Source organism: Lentibacillus daqui (assembly GCF_027186265.1).
GTDB classification, from domain to species: domain Bacteria; phylum Bacillota; class Bacilli; order Bacillales; family Amphibacillaceae; genus Lentibacillus_C; species Lentibacillus_C daqui.
Genome location: NZ_CP114176.1, coordinates 2221047 through 2239432, shown reverse-complemented (window position 1 = coordinate 2239432; position 18386 = coordinate 2221047). Strand labels below are relative to the sequence as shown.

11 protein-coding genes and 1 pseudogene are annotated in these 18386 nt (G+C 38.9%); 7 read left to right on the top strand and 5 right to left on the bottom strand.

Annotated features, from left to right (window positions below; translation table 11 throughout):
* Positions 1 to 6: 6 nt before the first annotated feature.
* The 6 genes and pseudogenes from O2S85_RS11335 (at position 7) to O2S85_RS11310 (ending at position 8615) form a co-directional block, all read left to right on the top strand.
* On the top strand, positions 7 to 324 hold the full coding sequence (locus O2S85_RS11335; RefSeq protein WP_269409447.1) for a cupin domain-containing protein: 318 nt from the start codon (positions 7 to 9) through the stop codon (positions 322 to 324).
* 307 nt (positions 325 to 631) lie between these two features.
* Positions 632 to 1979: pseudogene (locus O2S85_RS11330) on the top strand (purine-cytosine permease family protein).
* 271 nt (positions 1980 to 2250) lie between these two features.
* Entirely contained in the window at positions 2251 to 4311 is a 2061-nt protein-coding gene (locus tag O2S85_RS11325; RefSeq protein WP_269409446.1) for a hydantoinase/oxoprolinase family protein, read from the top strand.
* Positions 4301 to 5983 carry a hydantoinase B/oxoprolinase family protein gene (locus O2S85_RS11320; protein ID WP_269409445.1) on the top strand — a complete coding sequence of 561 codons (1683 nt, stop codon included), beginning with the start codon at positions 4301 to 4303 and terminating at the stop codon, positions 5981 to 5983. Before O2S85_RS11325 ends, O2S85_RS11320 begins: the two co-directional genes overlap by 11 nt.
* A 241-nt stretch (positions 5984 to 6224) precedes the next feature.
* Positions 6225 to 6992: an IclR family transcriptional regulator gene (locus tag O2S85_RS11315; protein ID WP_269409444.1), complete on the top strand. Its 768-nt coding sequence runs from the start codon at positions 6225 to 6227 to the stop codon at positions 6990 to 6992.
* A 24-nt stretch (positions 6993 to 7016) separates the two neighbouring features.
* On the top strand, positions 7017 to 8615 hold the full coding sequence (locus O2S85_RS11310) for an OPT/YSL family transporter (protein ID WP_269409443.1): 1599 nt from the start codon (positions 7017 to 7019) through the stop codon (positions 8613 to 8615).
* Between the two features lie 444 nt (positions 8616 to 9059).
* On the opposite strand, the gene O2S85_RS11305 is transcribed toward O2S85_RS11310, so the two are convergent.
* Together O2S85_RS11305 and O2S85_RS11300 are read right to left on the bottom strand one after the other, a co-directional pair.
* Positions 9060 to 10055, bottom strand: coding sequence for an aldo/keto reductase family protein (locus O2S85_RS11305; protein ID WP_269409442.1), 996 nt, complete (start codon positions 10053 to 10055; stop codon positions 9060 to 9062).
* A 293-nt stretch (positions 10056 to 10348) separates the two neighbouring features.
* Positions 10349 to 11455: a M24 family metallopeptidase gene (locus O2S85_RS11300; protein ID WP_269409441.1), complete on the bottom strand. Its 1107-nt coding sequence runs from the start codon at positions 11453 to 11455 to the stop codon at positions 10349 to 10351.
* Between the two features lie 123 nt (positions 11456 to 11578).
* On the opposite strand from O2S85_RS11300, the gene O2S85_RS11295 reads away from it, so the two are divergent.
* Positions 11579 to 12574 (top strand): proline racemase family protein, encoded by a 996-nt coding sequence (locus tag O2S85_RS11295; protein ID WP_269409440.1) that lies wholly within the window; start codon positions 11579 to 11581, stop codon positions 12572 to 12574.
* A 106-nt stretch (positions 12575 to 12680) separates the two neighbouring features.
* Here O2S85_RS11295 and O2S85_RS11290 read toward each other — a convergent pair whose 3' ends face one another.
* The 3 genes from O2S85_RS11290 to O2S85_RS11280 form a co-directional block, all read right to left on the bottom strand.
* Positions 12681 to 13997, bottom strand: coding sequence for a purine-cytosine permease family protein (locus O2S85_RS11290; protein ID WP_269409439.1), 1317 nt, complete (start codon positions 13995 to 13997; stop codon positions 12681 to 12683).
* A gap of 236 nt (positions 13998 to 14233) precedes the next feature.
* Positions 14234 to 15955, bottom strand: a complete 1722-nt coding sequence (locus O2S85_RS11285; RefSeq protein WP_269409438.1) for a hydantoinase B/oxoprolinase family protein — start codon at positions 15953 to 15955, stop codon at positions 14234 to 14236.
* Positions 15948 to 17990 carry a hydantoinase/oxoprolinase family protein gene (locus O2S85_RS11280; protein ID WP_269409437.1) on the bottom strand — a complete coding sequence of 681 codons (2043 nt, stop codon included), beginning with the start codon at positions 17988 to 17990 and terminating at the stop codon, positions 15948 to 15950. The genes O2S85_RS11285 and O2S85_RS11280 overlap by 8 nt, the downstream gene beginning before the upstream one ends.
* Between the last annotated feature and the right edge of the window lie 396 nt (positions 17991 to 18386).

Below are 18386 nucleotides of genomic sequence, written 5' to 3'. Positions count from 1 at the left end.
AATGAAATGGAAGTAAAGGAAAAAGGTTTTGCCGGTAAGGGTTTACGGGCATTATTTGAAGAGAAAACGGATTCAGTCGATGTACAATTTAGTACGGTAACAATCCTCCCCGGCGAACGAGTGCCAAAAGAAGGTTTATCCAAACATGAAGAAAATGAATACTCCATTATTATAAAAGGAAAAATGGAGGGGGAAAGTGGAGGAAAACCTTTTCAAGTTTCGGAATCGAGTGCAACCTTTATACCTGCTGGAGAGGAACATTGGACAATCAATTCAGGAGAGGAACCTTGTGAGATTGTTTGCACGCTTGTAAAGGCAAAATGATTAAAGTTAAGTAGTAGAGAAGATGTCTGTCTTTTCTACTACTATACCGGAATTTATCTGAATGTTCAACCTTATTAAAAAGTAATATTGAGAAAGTAACAGCCAAGATGAACTCCAAGAAAATAATATATAAATGTAAGTTCAAATAGTTGTCAAATTAGAAGCAATAGGGTCGAGGCAGCATAGCTTTGAGCACCGGAGTGTACATAAACAGGTACAGGGGGAGCGGAAAAGCATGCCAACGAAGAGATTCGCCGCTTATTATTTGGTGACTTTTTGAACATCCTCTATAAAGGAGTCGGTGAAGATGAACGATAAAAAGGTAAATAGTATGGAAAATGATCAGGTGCTTCAGGCTGTTCCGACTGATCAGCGGCAACATTGGTTAACTCCGGCAATGATTTTTGGTGGTCTTGAATTTACGATACCTGTTTTAATGGTTGGGGCCACATTAGCGGGAAGCTATGGCCTAAGTGAGATTTTCTTTATCCTAATCCTGGCTCTTTTTGTGATCCAATGGGTTGGAAATGCGTTACAAGGGTATATCGGAGCGAAAACAGGACGCTCTTCATCGGTTATTGCCAGAACAAGTTTTGGATCGGTACAAGCCCGGTTTATCGTTGGTTTAACGATTTTTGTTGTTTCCCTTGGCTGGTGGGCTGTGCAGACATCTGTTGCAGGGAATGCCATTTCGGCAATGTTCGGTGTTGATTATACAACACAATGGGGATTATGGGCATTCATTACAGTTATAGCAGGGTTGCTTTTTGCGATCCCATCGATTATTGGGTATAGTTCGATGAAATGGACCGATTATATTGCAGTTCCGGCTGGCTTGCTTTTAATTGGAGGCGGCATCTATTATGCATTAAAAAACACAGGATGGGAAACACTTTCGCATTGGAATCCAGAACCAACAATCGGTATTTTAGCAGCCATTAGCCTTGTTATCGGTGCGAATGTATCGCAGTGGGTGATTGCTTCTGACTACACTCGCTACGCCAAACCAACCATTAAAGATAACATTCTGGTCCCAACCGGTATTGTTGTAGTGGGTTTTCCATTATTTATCGTTGGCGCGGTCATGTCTGTTGGCGTTGGGGATGCTGATATTGTCAATGTTATGATGAACTTGGGGTTTCCGGTATGGGGATTTTTAATTTTATGGTTTGCAACATGGACAAGTCAACTTGTTAACAATTATAGTATGGGCCTGGCGCTTGCCAATATGTTAAACGTCAATTCTAATAAAGGAAGAGCACTGCTTACATTAGGTGGCACGATTATTGCCATTGTCGTTGCGTTTAGCAGGTATACTTGATTATTTTATGGACTTTTTGTACCTGACCGCATTAGTATACCCAGCAATAGCCGGCGTTATGATGGCTGATTTCTTCTTTATTCGAAAACGTACCTGGAAGGATAATCGTGGCTGGAATTGGATGGCGACTATAGCTTTGGTGTTCGGAACGGTATTGGGATATATCACGCAATATGTAACAACCTTTGGAATACCTGCAGTACAATCCTTAATTGCTTCTGCTGTTGTATATTATATTGCCATGAAAATAAAAGCCAAGGTAGCACCTGATCATTTTACAGAAACCGGATCAGGTGATTCTGAAGTGGAAAAAGTGGAAAAAAAGGCTAATTAAAATCTTATATTTTCGTTTTATTTAACCCGTATAATTGGAGGTAATCTTTTATACGGGTTTTTGAGACTGCATGATGTTACCCACAGGACATGGGATTTTTTTCGCTGAACAATCTCCGGCGGCTCATCGTGTGGCCTTTTTTGTACAATTTTCTCAACTACATTATCAAACTATGTTGTAAATTTTCTAAACATGTGGTAATGTGTAGAATATAAATAATTGAACCATTGTTTCTAATAGGGAACCAACTAGTGAAGGGAGTAAGAAATAGATGAGAGTCGCTACAGATATCGGAGGTACTTTTACTGATCTTATTTATATTGATAATGAAGGAAATATGGGATTCGATAAAGCGCATTCCACTCCACCAAACTTTGAAAACGGTATCATTGATGTCATTGAGAAGAGCGGTATAAGTTTTGAATCTATTGATATGTTTTTCCATGGGTCTACCGTTGTTATCAATACACTTACAGAGAGAAAGGGGGCAAAAGTTGGACTAATTACGACAAAAGGAACTAGAGATGTATTAGAAATAGCTCGGGGCAATAGACCAGACTTATATAATTTTAAATATGAAAAACCAAAACCTTTTGTTGAGCGATATTTAAGAAAAGAAGTAGAGGAAAGAATGGATTACAAAGGGGAGGTTCTTCAGCCACTAAATAAGTTAGATGTCATCGATATTGTAGATTATTTCAAACAGGAAAAGGTTGAGGCGATAGCAATTTGTTTATTACATGCTTATAAAAATCCCATTCATGAACAAGAGGTAGTCAGAATTGTGCAAGAAGTTTGGCCGGACATACCTGTTAGTGCATCAAGTGAAATAACTAAAGAGTGGAGGGAATATGAACGGACGAATACTGCCGTTTTAAATTCATATGTTAAGCCAATATTGAACACGTATATTAACAATCTATCAAATAAATTGAGTGATCATCATTATGATGGCATTAAATATATCATGCAATCCAATGGGGGAGTAACTACTTTCGAAAGTGCAAAAGACTATCCGATAAATTTGGTAGAATCAGGACCAGTTGCCGGAATTTATGGTGCAGCTGTATTAGGAGAAATGATAGGCGAGAGTAATATTATTGCTTTTGATATCGGTGGTACAACTGCAAAATGTTCATTAATCAATAATGGTGAAGTTCGGGTTACGACTGATTATTATATAGAAAAGTCGGAAAAAAGTGCGGGGTATCCGATTAAGGCTCCAGTAGTAGATATTGTGGAAATTGGAAATGGCGGTGGATCAATTGCCTGGATTGACGAATTGGGTTCTTTAAAGGTAGGTCCACAATCCGCTGGTTCGAATCCAGGTCCGGTATGTTATGGACAGGGGGGAGAACAGCCAACTACAACCGATGCAAATTTATTAGTTGGTAGACTTTCCGAGAAAAACTTTGATTACCAGGTAAACAAACAACAAGTTAATAACGCGATTAAAGAAGTGATTGCCGATAAATTCAATACGACAACAGAGGAAGCAGCATTAGGAATTATCGAGATGGCAAATTCCAATATGTTAAATGCACTAAAGCTCATTTCAGTAAGGAAAGGATATAACCCTTCTGATTTTACGATGATTGCCTTTGGTGGCGGGGGACCGATGCATGCAGCTGAACTTGCAAGGAACTTGGGTATGAAAAAAGTTGTCGTACCTTTTTCAGCGTCTGTCTTTTCGGCTTGGGGCATGCTTATGACTGACATTCGCCATGATTATATTCAAACCTATTTACAGAAATTAAATAGAATAGAATTCAATGAAATTAATAATCTATGGAATAAGATGGAGCAAGAAGCCCTAGAACAATACACTGAAGAAAACATTCTAAATGAGGGAGTTATTTTTAATAAATTTGTTGATCTTCGTTATGAAGGACAAGAGCATACGGTAAAGGTTCCAATTACGAATGATCCGTGGGATGCAAATTTTATAAAAAACTTAAAAAATAAATTTCATGAGTTACATGAACAAAGCTATACATTTATGCTGCCGGATGCAGAAATTGAAATAGTAAACCTTCATTTAACAGGTTTCGGCCAGGTGGAAAAGCATAAATTGCGCAGATTGGAAGAAACTGGGACTTCACTTGAAGAAACCGTTCTGGAACATAGGAATGTTTATTTCAGGGATCAAGGATGGATAGAAATTCCAATTCACAGCAGAAATTTGTTAGATCCATCGCATGTTGTAATGGGACCGGCGATTATCGAAGAAAGTACGTCTTCAACGTTAATTTTGGATAATCAAAAAGCAGAAATCGATGCATTCGGAAATATTATTATCGAGGTTGAGGTGGAAAAAGATTATGAACAATAATAGCCCATTTGTAAATGAGGTAATAAAAGATTCATTATTATCGATTGGTGACGAAATGTTTGCTGCCTTGGCAAGGACATCAATGAGCCCGATTATTTATGAAGTACTGGATTATGCATGTGGTTTAACTGACGCAAAAGGGAATTTAGTCAGCCAGGGAAATGGGGTTACCTCGTTTATTGGCATGTTGAGTCCAATGGTTAAATCGGTAATAGCCGATCACCAAGATGATTTGTATGAGGGAGATATCATTATTATTAATGACCCATATACTGGCGGGGGTTCTCACCTCTCAGATGTTGGCTTGGTGATGCCGATTTTTTCTGATGGGAAGATAGTTGCTTTTTCAGCCAATAAGGGACATTGGACGGAAGTTGGCGGGAAGGATCCCGGTTCTTTTACGAATGATGCTACTGAGATATATCAAGAAGGTATCCAGCTGCCCGGTGTTAAATTATTTGAAAAAGGAAAGTTAAATAAAGCGGTTGAAAAAATTATTTCCACAAATGTAAGGCTGCCTAAATTATCAATTGGCGATATGTGGGCCCAGGTTGCTGCGTTAAGAACTGGTGCAAAACGATTTGACGAATTATGCAATAGTTATGGATCGGACACGGTTACGGATGTTATTGATAACTTAATAAAAAGTTCTGAAACATACGCACGCAAAGAATTAGCGCTCTTGCCTAAAGGTACCTTTGAAGCGGAAGACTTTATTGAAGGGGATCCAAAAAAAGGTGGACCTTATAACATCAAAGTAAAAGTAACCATCACCGATGATGAATTTATTTGTGATTACCGGGGATCGCATCCACAAGTAACAAATCCGGTAAACTGCTCTTATTATGGATTAGTTGCTAGTGTAAGGGTGATGTTTTTAGCCATCCTTCAGCCGAAATTCAATATCACGGAAGGGCTATTTAAGCCTTTACGAATTATCACAGACGAGCAATCCATTATTTCTGCGGAAAGACCTGCTCCTGTTTCGATGAATTTTGAAGCCAGATTAGGCGGTTCAGAACTTATTTGGAAAGCGCTTGCCCCGTATTTACCGGAGCGACTTTCGGCAGGTCATTTGTTATCGGTATGTTCAGTAACATTGTCAGGGGTGCATCCCGATACAAACGATGATTTCCTTATTGTAGAGCCTTCTGTAGGTGGTTGGGGAGCAGGTAATAATCACGACGGTCAGGGTGGACAATTCTGTATGGGAGACGGTGAAACATATAATGTTCCCATCGAGGTAGCAGAAATAAAGTATGGTGTAAGGGTAAAGGAATACAGTTTCCGTGATGACAGTAGTGGCGCTGGTGAATTTATTGGTGGTAAAGGTGTTGTTCGATCGTATGAAATTTTAAGTGATAAGCAACATCTATCGGCAAGTTATGGAAGATTTTCATTTAAACCGTGGGGGATGAACGGTGGGAATGACGGTGCATCCAGCCTGATAAAGGTTTATCGAAAAGACGGAGAAGTTGTTGGCCCGTTTGGAGTGTCAACAAGAATGGGGTTGAATAAAGGCGACGTTGTTCAATTGGTCACACCTTCAGGAGGAGGCTATGGTGATCCTAAGTTAAGAGATAAAGAAAAAGTGAAACTGGATGTCAAAAATGAATTTTTTAGTAAAGCAGAGGCAGAGAAACTATTTGATGTAAAGTTAAAAGATGATTAATAAGAAACGTGTTCAAAAAGTGAGAACAAAAAGGACCGAGAAGTTCGAGGCGGCGCTGTTTTTTGCATCGGAATTAGAAACTAGCCGACCAATCGGACCTTTACGGGCAGTTGATCCCTAATCATTTTCTTTAGTTCCCCGACCGTTGAAGTGGCGGATCTTACCGCCCGTTAAGGCGGGAGAAATCCTATGTGTCATTTTTATCGGACTTTTTGAACATCCTTGAAAAGTGGTGATGCGTATGACTTTAAAAACTTTAGGAACCGCGTTAGATGTATTAAGTAAGTTCACTGAACAAAATTCAGAATGGGGTTTAAGAGAACTTGCCAAGGAAATGGATATGAATCATACCGTCTTATACCGGATATTAAAGACTTACGAAAGCAAAGGGTTTTTGGTACAGGATCATGTGACCAAAAGGTATGAACTCGGATCAAAGATGCTTGACTTATTATCGGCTGCTCGGCATAAGGTTCATTTATCCGACTTTGCTGTTCCTATCATGAATTCGCTTAGTAATGAGACAAATGAATCTGTATTTTTGACATGGAGAGATGGTTTTGCTGGTACAACGGTGGAAATTTCGGAAAGCCCTCAGCAAATTAAATTTGCCGTATCCATCGGCTATAAAACCCCTCTCTATGCCGGGGCTTCATGTAAAGTAATTATGGCGTTCCTGCCTCTAGAAGAACAAATGAAAATTCTTCAAAACGGGACAAAAAAATTTACCGATAGAACCTTAGTAGACAAAGAAGAAATTTTAAGCAGTCTGCAGGAAATCAAACAACAGGGGTGGTGTTACTCAGAAGGGGAATTTTCAGAAGATGTTTTCGGTATCGGGGTTCCTATCTTTGGTAGGGATAAGAAAATTCTCGGATCGTTAACCGTTGCGGGACCTATTTACCGGATAAACCCAGATAAAAAAAGCTATTTTTTAGACAGGCTTTCAAAGAGGAAAACGGAAATCGAACACTATATTCAACTATTAGATGTTGATGAATATCAATAACTACGAAACTGGGGAGGTTCAGCGATGGAAGAAAAAGAATTCATAGATGTTAAACACTCAGATATTAAGCATCCGACCATTAAGGATCCGGCGATATTAACAGTAATCATCTTTTTAGCGGCGATTGGGGCGATAATCGGTGTTCAGTTAATTACGTCATTAGGAATTTCAGCAAACACGTCGATTGTAGGTGCTGTGTTTGCCATGATTTTGGCCCGAATACCGTTACAACAGTTAGTAAAGTTCAAATCGATTCATTCGCAAAATTTAGTACAAACATCTATCTCTGCAGCAACCTTTGGGGCAGCAAGCAGTTTAATTCTCCCAATTGGAATACCATATGTGTTGGGAATGAATCAATTAATTATTCCTCTTTTTATTGGTGTCATCATGGCGATGTTTGTTGATGCGTTGTTATTGTATAAGTTTTTTGACACGAAGGTTTTCCCGGCAAAAGAAGCTTGGCCTCCTGGTATTGCTACTGCGGAAGCGATTAAAGCTGGTGATGAGGGAGGAAAAAGGGCCAAATATCTGCTAACTGGGATTGGTGTTGGAATAGTAGGCTCCATATTAAAAATACCGATGTCGGCATTCGGTGTTGCTTTCATTGGGAATATTTGGGCACTTACAATGTTTGGTTTGGGTTTGTTGGTTAGCTCATATTCTCCATCAATCATAGGCATTAATTTAGATGACTATTATATACCGCACGGATTTATGATTGGTGCAGGTATTGTAGCACTGTTTCAAGTTTTGTTCATTATATTTAATAAAAGCAAAAAGCTCAAAAATGAAGAAAAAGCGTATGCAAAAAATACGAGGGAGATTGGCCAAGGGTTTGGCTACGGTTTTTTAGCGTATGTGATTGTTTCCATTATTATGGCCATCATAGGCGGCTTGTACACAAATATGTCACTTTTCATGATCATTGGTTTTGCTTTATTTGCAGCGGCGGCAGCATTTGCCCATGAACTAATTGTTGGTATTGCTGCCATGCATGCTGGCTGGTTTCCGGCTTTTGCAGTAGCATTAATTACCCTAATCATTGGCATATTAATCGGTTTTCCAATCGAAGCGTTAGCCATGTTAGCAGGTTTCAGTGCGTGTACGGGAGTTGCATTTGCGGATATGGGTTATGATTTGAAAACCGGGTATATCCTTAGGGGAAATGGCAAAGATCCAGCATTTGAAAAAGAAGGACGTAAACATCAATTATTTGCAGCAATGGTTGGATTTTCTGTTGCGGCCATCATTGTGCTGCTTACCTTTAATCATTATTTCTCACAAGGTTTAGTTCCTCCGATTAATCATGTATATGCGGCTGCAATCCAATCAGGTGTATCTGATAGTGTTGCACTGCATTTGATCATGTGGGCTATACCAGGTGCGATTTTACAACTTATTGGAGGATCTGGGAAACAGCTGGGGATTTTGTTTAGCACGGGTCTGCTATTAACCAATCCGCTTGCAGGTTGGGCGGTTTTAGTAGGTATCATTATCAGAATAATCGTACTTAAAAAATCTCCGCAACATGAACAAAATATGACGATTGCGGCGGCAGGAGTCATAGCAGGGGATGCGATTTATAGTTTCTTAAGTTCGATAATCAAGATAGGTAAATAAGATAAAAGGGATGGATTAAACAAAAAATGCAGAACAATTTTATTGTGCTAATCCATTGGCATCAAATACCTCCAATCTATAGTAAAAATATAGATCGGAGGTATTTAATGCTAGTTGATTATAAAATTTCTAGCACTATGGGAAATGAATAATGCAATTGTAACTCCTAACTAAGCCTTAAAACCCCGAAAGAATGTTAGCTATATATATATATACCTATACACATTCCTGCATATCATTCCTTGGTGACAACAGCGTCCGTTTAACAAACGTTAACTCCGCTTTATATCTTGTAACCTTATCTGAAGTTGTGTCGTGGAGATGTTGCAAATGAAGTTGTTTATACTTAATATACTCGGAAGAAACTAAAACTAGGCCCTTATGGCTTCCTATACCGAAAAAGGCTGTTTCAGTTTTTGTCACTGAGACAGCCTTTCCATATAATTAAGCTTTATCAACGAGCTGTCCAGCATCCGGAACAAATTGATCAATCTCTTTTAACACATCCTCAACTTCAACTAAAACAGCATCTGTCAATTTAATGTCAGCAGCTCTCACGTTTTCCTCGACCTGAGAGGGACGACTTGCTCCAACAATAGCGGAGCTGACGCCTGGTTGACGCAAAATCCAGGCTATCGCCAACTGTGACAATTTAATACCCAGCTCCTGAGCAATATGATCTAATTTCATAACACGTTTCAATATCTCATCATTCAAATACTTTTTAATGTGAAAATTATTGTTGTCATTTGCTGCTCGGCTATCAGATGGAACTCCTTGTCCCGGCTTATATTTTCCGGACAAAACGCCTTGTGCGAGCGGTGAAAATACCACTTGACCGATACCATTCTTTCGACTCACCGGCAACACTTCTTTTTCAATATAACGGACAAGCATATTATAAATAGGTTGATTTGAGACAATTGGATGCAAGTTCCGTTCTTTTATAATATGTGCAGCTTCCGTCAACTGTGCTGCACTCCATTCACTTGTACCATAATAAAGTATTTTTCCCTGGCGAACGAGATCATTTAACGCAAGCAATGTTTCTTCTGTTGGTGATTCTTCATCAAACCGGTGGCATTGATACAAATCAAGATAATCAACACCTAGCCGTTTTAGGCTGGCATTGCATTGCTCTATTATGTGTTTCCGAGAAAGACCACGATCGTTCGGTCCGTCTCCCATCGGAAAGTAAACCTTTGACGCCAGTACATAGCTATCACGCGGATAAGCTTTAAGTGCTTTACCTACAACTTTCTCCGCTTCACCATGGTTATACACATTGGCTGTGTCAAAAAAATTAACTCCCAATTCATATGCCTTATGAATACATGCCTCAGCCGTGTTTTGCTTGGTGGATTCATCATAAGTTAACCAGCTTCCCAGTCCAATCTCACTAACCTTTACTCCACTGTTTCCTAAACGTTGATATTTCATCAAAAAGCCTCCAATTAATTTGTTCTCTATGTTTTTTTGGGGGAGTGATCGAAAATAATAAGCTCCAACACTGCATTATTGGTGTTTGCTAATTCCAGAATTCTAGGTACATTTATTCATATACCCCCTTTATTGTTATACATGCAATAACTATGCCAAATTCAATTATTAAAGTGGAGTAAATAGAATATATCCATTTGATTTGGAAAGTTATTATTGTTATTAAACATCATTATGAAATAACCCCCACCTATAGTAAAAATAATAGGCAGGGGCTATTTCATGCTTGCATGTTACAAAATTTGTAATTCCCTTGGAAAGGAAGTCAATAATTCTCCTTCACCATTCTCATTAATATATACATTATCCTCAATCCGCACGCCACCAAAGTCAGGAATATAAATACCAGGTTCAATGGTAAAAAGCAATCCACTTTCCGCAATTTGTTCATTATTTTCGTGAACAGATGGTTCTTCATGTACTTCAATACCAAGACCATGGCCGATCCGGTTATTAAAATACTCTCCATACCCACTGTTCTCAATCACATTTCTTGCTTCAATGTCAAACGTTTTCAGTGGCACGCCAGCTTTGACGGCATCGACTCCTGTTTGGGTGGATTTTCGAACAATCTCATATATTTCCTTTTGTTTCTCCGTTGCTTCACCGATAACAAAAGTTCGGGTAATATCGGAACAATACCCTTCCGCAATCGTTACCCCCATATCGATTAATAGGAAATCACCGTTTTGGAACTTGCGATTGCCTGGAGTTCCGTGTGGTAACGCAGCTTTTTCGCCTGATAATACAATGGTGGAAAATGATGGCCCTTCTGCACCAAATTTTTTCATCAGGAATTCCAGTTCAGCGGCCAATTCTAGTTCGCTCATGCCGACTTTTGCTTTTTTAATTCCTTCTGCCATGACTTTTTCAATAATATCGATCGCCTTTTGCGTATAGGCGATTTCGCTTCTTGATTTCTTCAATCGCTGACCATTGATAAATGGCTGAATGTCTTCATATGTAGTGTCAGGGAAGACCGAAGCTAAACGTTGGTGTTGGAACATACTAACCTTTTTCATTTCCAGTCCGAAGCGCGCGATATTCCCGTCCAGTTTTTCTTGAAGTATCGCGTAAGGATCTTCTTCATCGGAAATAGGGACGATATTTTTAATGAATGATTCATTAGCAGCTATTTCCTTATCTAGTGCTGGAACGAATAGTATATTTTCTTGTTTTCGGTTGTCCACTACAAGAGCCATGAATCGTTCGTGAGGTTCGGAATTAAACCCGGTATAATAGAATACATTTGCCGGTGTCATAATCATGGCAATATCCATATTATTTTCCTTTAAATGGTTCTGTAATGCATCTAATCTAGCTCGATAATCAATCGACATAAAATGATCCTCCTTTTTCTCTAGTATAACATGCAAGATTTGTACCATGGTAACGTTTTGAAGAGGTCAAAAATTGGCATTGTAATTGCAATAAAATGATCAAGGAGGAAGGGAGGAGACAGTATGAATTTTGACAGATTGATTTCAACTGTTGATTTACATGTAGCAGGTGAACCGTTACGAATTATAACGGGGGGTCTGCCGGAAATCAAAGGAGATACACAACCGGAACGAAGAGCATACTGTGTAAAACATTTGGATCACATTCGTAAAACATTAATGAATGAGCCACGGGGACACCACGGTATGTATGGGTGCATCATAACGCCACCAGCAACAGATGATGCTGACTTTGGTGTATTGTTTATGCACAATGAGGGCTGGAGTACTATGTGTGGTCACGGTATTATTGCCATTGTTACGATGGTAGTTGAGACTGGCAAATATCAAGTAAACGGGAATAGACGAAAATTTATTATTGATAGTCCGGCCGGAAAGGTATTTGCCTATGCAAAATGTGTTGGAAAAGAGGTAGTAGAGGTTTCATTCGAAAATGTTCCATCTTTTGTGTATAAAAAAGATTTTCCGATAAAAATTGATAACCGTGAATTTACAGTTGATATTGCGTTTGGCGGAGCATTTTATGCGATTCTAGACAGTGTCAAACTGAATTTACAGGTGAATAAGGACAATTTAAATAACCTACAGGATTGGGGAATGAAGATCAAAGAATATATTGAATCTAATTTAAAAGTGGTACATCCACTACAAGCAGATTTAAAAGATATATACGGGGTCATATTTTCTGATGATCCTTTGAATGAAAATGCAACATTACGAAATGTAACAATTTTTGCGGACAGACAAATAGATCGTTCACCATGTGGGACAGGAACAAGTGCAAGGATAGCAACGTTGTACAATAGAGGAAAATTACAAAAAGAGGAAACCTTTATTCACGAAAGTATTACAAACGGCACTTTTTCAAGCAAGGTAATTTCTGAGGTTAAAGTTGACAAATATGATGCGATTGTTCCAAAAGTGGCAGGAAATGCGCATTTTACCGGTTTTCATCATTTTGTAGTTGAATTTAGAGATGTGATGCGCGAAGGATTTTAAAACAATTTTTCCCCAAGAAATTGTTTTAAAATCCTTGGGGAAAGACGAACTGGAATGTATTTACTATTCAGTTTATTTTAACACTATTTCTAACTAAAAACTAGGCTTATCCGACTAAATCTTTTTCCACATAATCTGTGTTTGTGAAATGATCCGGTTTGATACGTGCTTTTACCTTCATGACTAGTAAATAAACAACACCTGAGATGATTAAGGACTGCAGAGCTGGAATACCATATTGGACAACATATTCAGTAATGTATCCAACCAGTGAGCCTGCTAATATTGCAATCGTTGCAATCCAATTCCAACCTTTGTTATCAACCCATTCCTGCTTACGAATAAAGAAGAAATCAGCAAACATGACTGCAGCAATCGAAGGGTAAATAACAGCCATGATGGTTAAAAAGTCCATGAAATAATCCAATATACCACCAATTGCTAGCACAACCCCTATAATGGACCCGGTTACCGTTAGTACTGCTCTACCTTTAGAAGTATTGACATTTAACATATTGGATGCTGCTAAACCGATTGAATAGCTTGCTACAATTTGACTAGTCCAAAGTGCAATCCATAAGATAAGAAAGCCCCAAAATGGAAAACCAAGATCTTGCATGACAGCAACTATATCAGGATTTCCTACTCCTGCAGACATTACTGCACCGGTTAGGAAAAAAAGCATACCAATCGCAACAATTCCTAGCGGGATTAAAGATTGATCTCTAAAAGTTGGTTTTGAATATCGAGTGTAATCAGAAGCGATTAACCATTGGGCTACGTTTGCCCCTAAAACTAAGCTAATTGCTCCAAAAAAAGTTATGGAAGGTTCCGGATTCCATGAAAGTATATTTTCCCAACCTTCCCCCCTCAATGCATAATAAACTCCACCTGATATAAGGAGGATGCCCGCGGGAACGGCAATATAATCTGTCCATTTCATTGAGTTGTAACCTAATACAGCTGGAAGGGCAAATAATAATCCAGCAATAAGCGTTATAATCGCCCAAAGAAACCAGTTTTCCGTGTAATTTATTCCAAATACTGCTGATAGAGCATTTCCTGCCACAGATGTGTTGATACCGAACCAGCCCACATTTAACACGACAAGAGCTAAACCTACTATGAATCGAGCTTGAATGGAACCAAAGGATGACCTTGCGATAACGGAAGAGGGGCGTCCTGTTTTAGCACCAAGATAGCCTTGTATTGTATTACCGATCCATTGTATAATCACTAGTCCAATGACTAATATCCAAAAAACATTTAATAAACTAAAGCTTCCTGCTAATGTTGCTCCAACCATAATAACAGGTACTGAAAATTCCAAACCACCAAAGATACTAGCAGGAACAATCCAATGGTTGCGTTCCGATGCTGGGACTGAAGACAAAGGCGAATCGTTTTTGTTGTCCATATACATAAAACCTCCCAGATTATAAATTTTATGCAAACGATAACATGAATAAATTTATTTATTCTATCTTGCTTAAGGGTTGGAATCTATTAATTATCAATGAAATAAAATGTTTACTGATTCTATATCCGAACAAATTTGGTTATCAAGGCACCGTAGTAGATGGTGAAGGACTAGGGGAGGTGACAGCCCCCTCCAGTTCCTTCACGTTAATATCTCATACCTCTTATTAAGGTATGACTTTAATCCCGGTGGACTTGCTCTGTTTTTGCATCATAGGTAAAGCCATATTCTTTATAAGCTGTATTTGTGTCAATGTAACCATCAATAATATCTTCCAATACTTGTTCTTGGGAGCGTTCAAGTGGATTTCCAAAACCGCCTCCACCACCGGTTTTCACGACAACCCGATCTCCTTTTGCAAGGGGCTTTGCGTTTACCTTTAACATATCTTCTTCTCCACTCGATGTCTTAATGGTAACTTTAGGAGGCTTACCGGCTTCACCACCAAACAATCCCCAGGCCGGAGTTTTAGAACGTTCAAACCAGAGTGATAAATTTGCTTTGGTTCGAACTTCGTATTCCCTTGTAATACCAAGTCCTCCACGAGTTTTACCAGCACCACCGGAATTTTTTCTTAATGAATAAGAGTTGACCTTTAAAGGGTACTTTCCTTCAAGTACTTCAACAGGAAGGTTTTTGAAATCTCCGTTAGAATTATTGATTAGGCCAGATTGACCATCGTTCGCGGAAAATGCGCCCCATCCACCGGCAGTAGGTTCAACGTATAAAAATGTTTCATCCGATTTTTCGTCTCTTCCTGCGAAGGTAATTACCATGGAATCCCCGTAATGAGCTGCTGCACTTTGTTCCTTTAACACAGGGGATAGTGCTTTTACAATTAAATCTATTAGCAATCCAAGGGAAGTGAAATACCATCCACAAGCTGCTGGTTCTTCGGCACTGAATATAGTCTTTTTAGGAACGATAATATCCATTGTCTTAAAATTACCACCGGTTACAGGTGAGTCTGGGCCAATTAAGTGTTTAAAAGCTACACGGCAAGCGGAAACAGTTTGTGCTAGACCGCAGTTGGTCATACCTTGTCGTTGCTCACTGGATCCCGTTAAATCAATGGTTAATCGGTCACCGGCTACCGTCAATTTAACTTTTACCAATACGGGATCATCCGTTACGCCATCATTGTCCAAATACCCCTTTTCTTCATATACGCCATCAGGTATACTAGTAATTTGTTCTTTATCCATAATCTCCGACTGCATAAAAATGTCTTTGATTGCGCGTCTAAACGTGTCAACACCGTGTTTTTTGATGATTTCGTATACCCTTTTTTCCCCAGTTCGGCAAGCAGCAATTTGCGCATTCATATCGCCTAAAGCTGAATCACTTAACCTACTGTTCATCGTAATTAGCTGAATAATATCTTTACGCGGATTGCCGGCATCATAAATTTTTGTTGGTGGTATTCTAACTCCTTCCTGAAAAATTTCTATTGCATCCATAGGATAACCGGGATCTTTTGCGCCAACATCTAACCAGTGGGCACGTGTTGCTGAAAAACCAACTAATTCCTCTTCAAAAAATATAGGAGAAATGATTGTAATGTCATTTAGGTGGGACCCGGCCAGGTATGAATCGTTCATAATATAGACATCTCCTGGATTGTACTTATCATTTCCACCAATGAAATTAGTAGTTTCCCTTATACAAACATCCAGATTGCCTAAAAAAGTTGGCAATCCTGATGATTGACCGAGTAATTCAGCATGTTCATTATATATCCCTACACTACAATCTTTCATTTCATAGATAATTGGAGAGAAGGAACTACGAGCCAGGCTTTCGTTCATCTCCTCGGCAGCAGATATTAGAGCATTACGAATAATTTCCGTTGTAATTGGATTCTCCAAAAAAATCGGTGCCTTCTTTTCTGTTTCATTCATTTTCATTCCTCCTATTTACCTCAAGATTTCCCATTGTGTCAACGTTTACAAGATAATGTTGCGGAACAACAATGGTTGAAGTGGAAGATTCGATTATTGTCGGTCCACTTATCGTATGGCCAAAGTTCAGATCATTTGTTGAATAAACGGGTGTTTCTATCTCCTGGTTATTCCATACTATCCTTTTCCTGCGAATTGGCTTAGGGGTCCCTAATGGTTTATTCGTACTTTGCGCACTTTCCTCGTTTTCTAATTTGCCTAAACTTACAATACGTAGATTGACAACTTCTACAGCCCCTTCAGGATTGTTGTGCCCATATATTCTCTGATGGGTGGTATGAAATAGTTCTGTTAGTTGCCGAATAGAACTATCGTTAATTTGTCCATCTATTAACGGTACTGTTACCGTATATTCCTGTCCTACATAGCGTAAATCAGCTAAACGCGTAAATTGTATATTTTCTTTTTCTATGTTTTGCTGTTGTATAATTACCTCTGCTTCACGTTCCATTTCACCGAATAGTGCATGCATCTTACCGAAATCACTATTTTCCAGGTAAGAAATGTAACTACGTACATCATCATGACGGATATCGGTTTGTAGCATTCCCCATGCTGAGAAGGTTCCTGCAACAGTTGGGATTAAAATTTTGTTGATATCTAAATGATCTGCAATCAACATGGCATGCATTGGTCCGGCTCCTCCAAATGCAACTAGAGAGAAATCGCGTGGATCGATACCCTTTGATACGGTTAATGTTCTAATCGCATCAGCCATTTTTGCGTTAGCGATATCACAAATACCTTCAGCAACTTCGGTTACACTTAAGTCAAGTTCTATGGCTAATTTTTGAATTGCTTCATAGGCAGCATTCCAATCCAGTTTTATTTTTCCACCTAGGAAGCCATCAGCATCGATACGCCCGAGAATAAGGTTGGCATCCGTAACAGTTGCTTCTGTACCACCGTTACCGTAACAGGCGGGTCCCGGTGTAGCACCAGCGCTATGGGGACCAACACGTAAGCCACCACCTTCAATCCAAGCTATTGAACCTCCACCAGCTCCAATCGTATGCATATTAACCATCGGGGACAGTATTGGGAATTTTTCAATATCGGCTTCAGATGTCACATCCGGGTCTCCATTAATGACCATACTAACGTCGAAACTGGTACCGCCCATATCAACACAGATCAGGTTTTCATTAGCGGTTTTTTGACCCAATGTCAAGCCTCCCATTGTTCCACCTACTGGTCCCGATAAAAGCGTTTGTATCGGTTTAGACCTGGCAATTTCTGATGTCATGACGCCACCGTTGGATTGCATAATGTATAAGTCTCTATCCAAGCCTTTATTGTCGATTTCACTTTCAAATTTTGACAAATAATGTTCTACAATCGGTGCAATGTATGCGTTAATGACAGTGGTGCTTGTTCTTTCATATTCTCGCCATTCTCGTACTACTTCATGAGATAATGAAACAGATATTTCCGGTAGTTGTTCCTTGATCTTTTTCTTAATTAATTTTTCATGTTCCGGGTTTTTGTACGAATGGAGTAGACAAACTGATACAGAGTCATAATTCTTTTCAGCAATTTCATCAATTACTTGTTGCAGACTACCTTCATTCAGTGGTGTTTCAATTTGACCATCTACTAATACACGTTCTTCCACCTCAAAAATGTGCCGGCGTTTAATGAGTGGAGTGGGTTGTCGATATTGTATATTGTAGATTTCCGATCGGTTGGCTCGTCCAATCTCATACAGGTCTTTGAATCCGGAAGTAACGATTAATGCCATACCTACACCTTTTCTTTCAAGGAAGGCATTTAATCCTACCGTGGTACCATGTACAAAGAAATCAACTTGATTAAAATCCTGTACCATTCGATAAATGCCATTTAAAACTCCTTCAGATAAGTTCTCAGGTGTTGTCGGTACCTTTTCTGTATTGTATTGTCCAGTTTGTTTATCAAATAAAACTACATCAGTGAATGTACCCCCGATATCAGCTGCTAGTCGATATCTTGTCATAATTGTTTTCCTCCTATTTCAAAAAAAGATTTTATGGATAATAGTTAGGTTAATCTTGGACTCTAGTATGAGGGAAATCACCTCCTATTGGTGAATTCGCTTTCAGTTTTACAAATAACGATTTGAATACCAAACAACGTTCAAATCACTATTTGTAATATATGCAATAATTGTGCCAAGCAAAAAAGTCATCTAAAAAACGACATGTTTCGGGGTTTAATAAAAATATTTACGAACAAAATAGGCGAATAAAATGTAAAATAATTTTAAAAGATTGGTTTAACTGTAAAATTTTTTTAAATCCGATGTGTTACGGATACACAATACATACCCGATAGTAAATAGATAGGATTGGTTATTTAAAATTATCATTAAATACAGAAAAAGTCCGGGTTT

What these genes read in the sequence shown, in the direction of transcription:
- O2S85_RS11280 (WP_269409437.1), bottom strand. Translation starts at nt 17,990, where the DNA reads ATGACAAGATATCGACTAGCAGCTGATATCGGGGGTACATTCACTGAT.
- O2S85_RS11290 (WP_269409439.1), bottom strand. Translation starts at nt 13,997, where the DNA reads ATGTATATGGACAACAAAAACGATTCGCCTTTGTCTTCAGTCCCAGCA.
- O2S85_RS11315 (WP_269409444.1), top strand. Translation starts at nt 6,225, where the DNA reads ATGACTTTAAAAACTTTAGGAACCGCGTTAGATGTATTAAGTAAGTTC.
- O2S85_RS11310 (WP_269409443.1), top strand. Translation starts at nt 7,017, where the DNA reads ATGGAAGAAAAAGAATTCATAGATGTTAAACACTCAGATATTAAGCAT.
- O2S85_RS11320 (WP_269409445.1), top strand. Translation starts at nt 4,301, where the DNA reads ATGAACAATAATAGCCCATTTGTAAATGAGGTAATAAAAGATTCATTA.
- O2S85_RS11295 (WP_269409440.1), top strand. Translation starts at nt 11,579, where the DNA reads ATGAATTTTGACAGATTGATTTCAACTGTTGATTTACATGTAGCAGGT.
- O2S85_RS11325 (WP_269409446.1), top strand. Translation starts at nt 2,251, where the DNA reads ATGAGAGTCGCTACAGATATCGGAGGTACTTTTACTGATCTTATTTAT.
- O2S85_RS11305 (WP_269409442.1), bottom strand. Translation starts at nt 10,055, where the DNA reads ATGAAATATCAACGTTTAGGAAACAGTGGAGTAAAGGTTAGTGAGATT.
- O2S85_RS11300 (WP_269409441.1), bottom strand. Translation starts at nt 11,455, where the DNA reads ATGTCGATTGATTATCGAGCTAGATTAGATGCATTACAGAACCATTTA.
- O2S85_RS11335 (WP_269409447.1), top strand. Translation starts at nt 7, where the DNA reads ATGGAAGTAAAGGAAAAAGGTTTTGCCGGTAAGGGTTTACGGGCATTA.
- O2S85_RS11285 (WP_269409438.1), bottom strand. Translation starts at nt 15,955, where the DNA reads ATGAATGAAACAGAAAAGAAGGCACCGATTTTTTTGGAGAATCCAATT.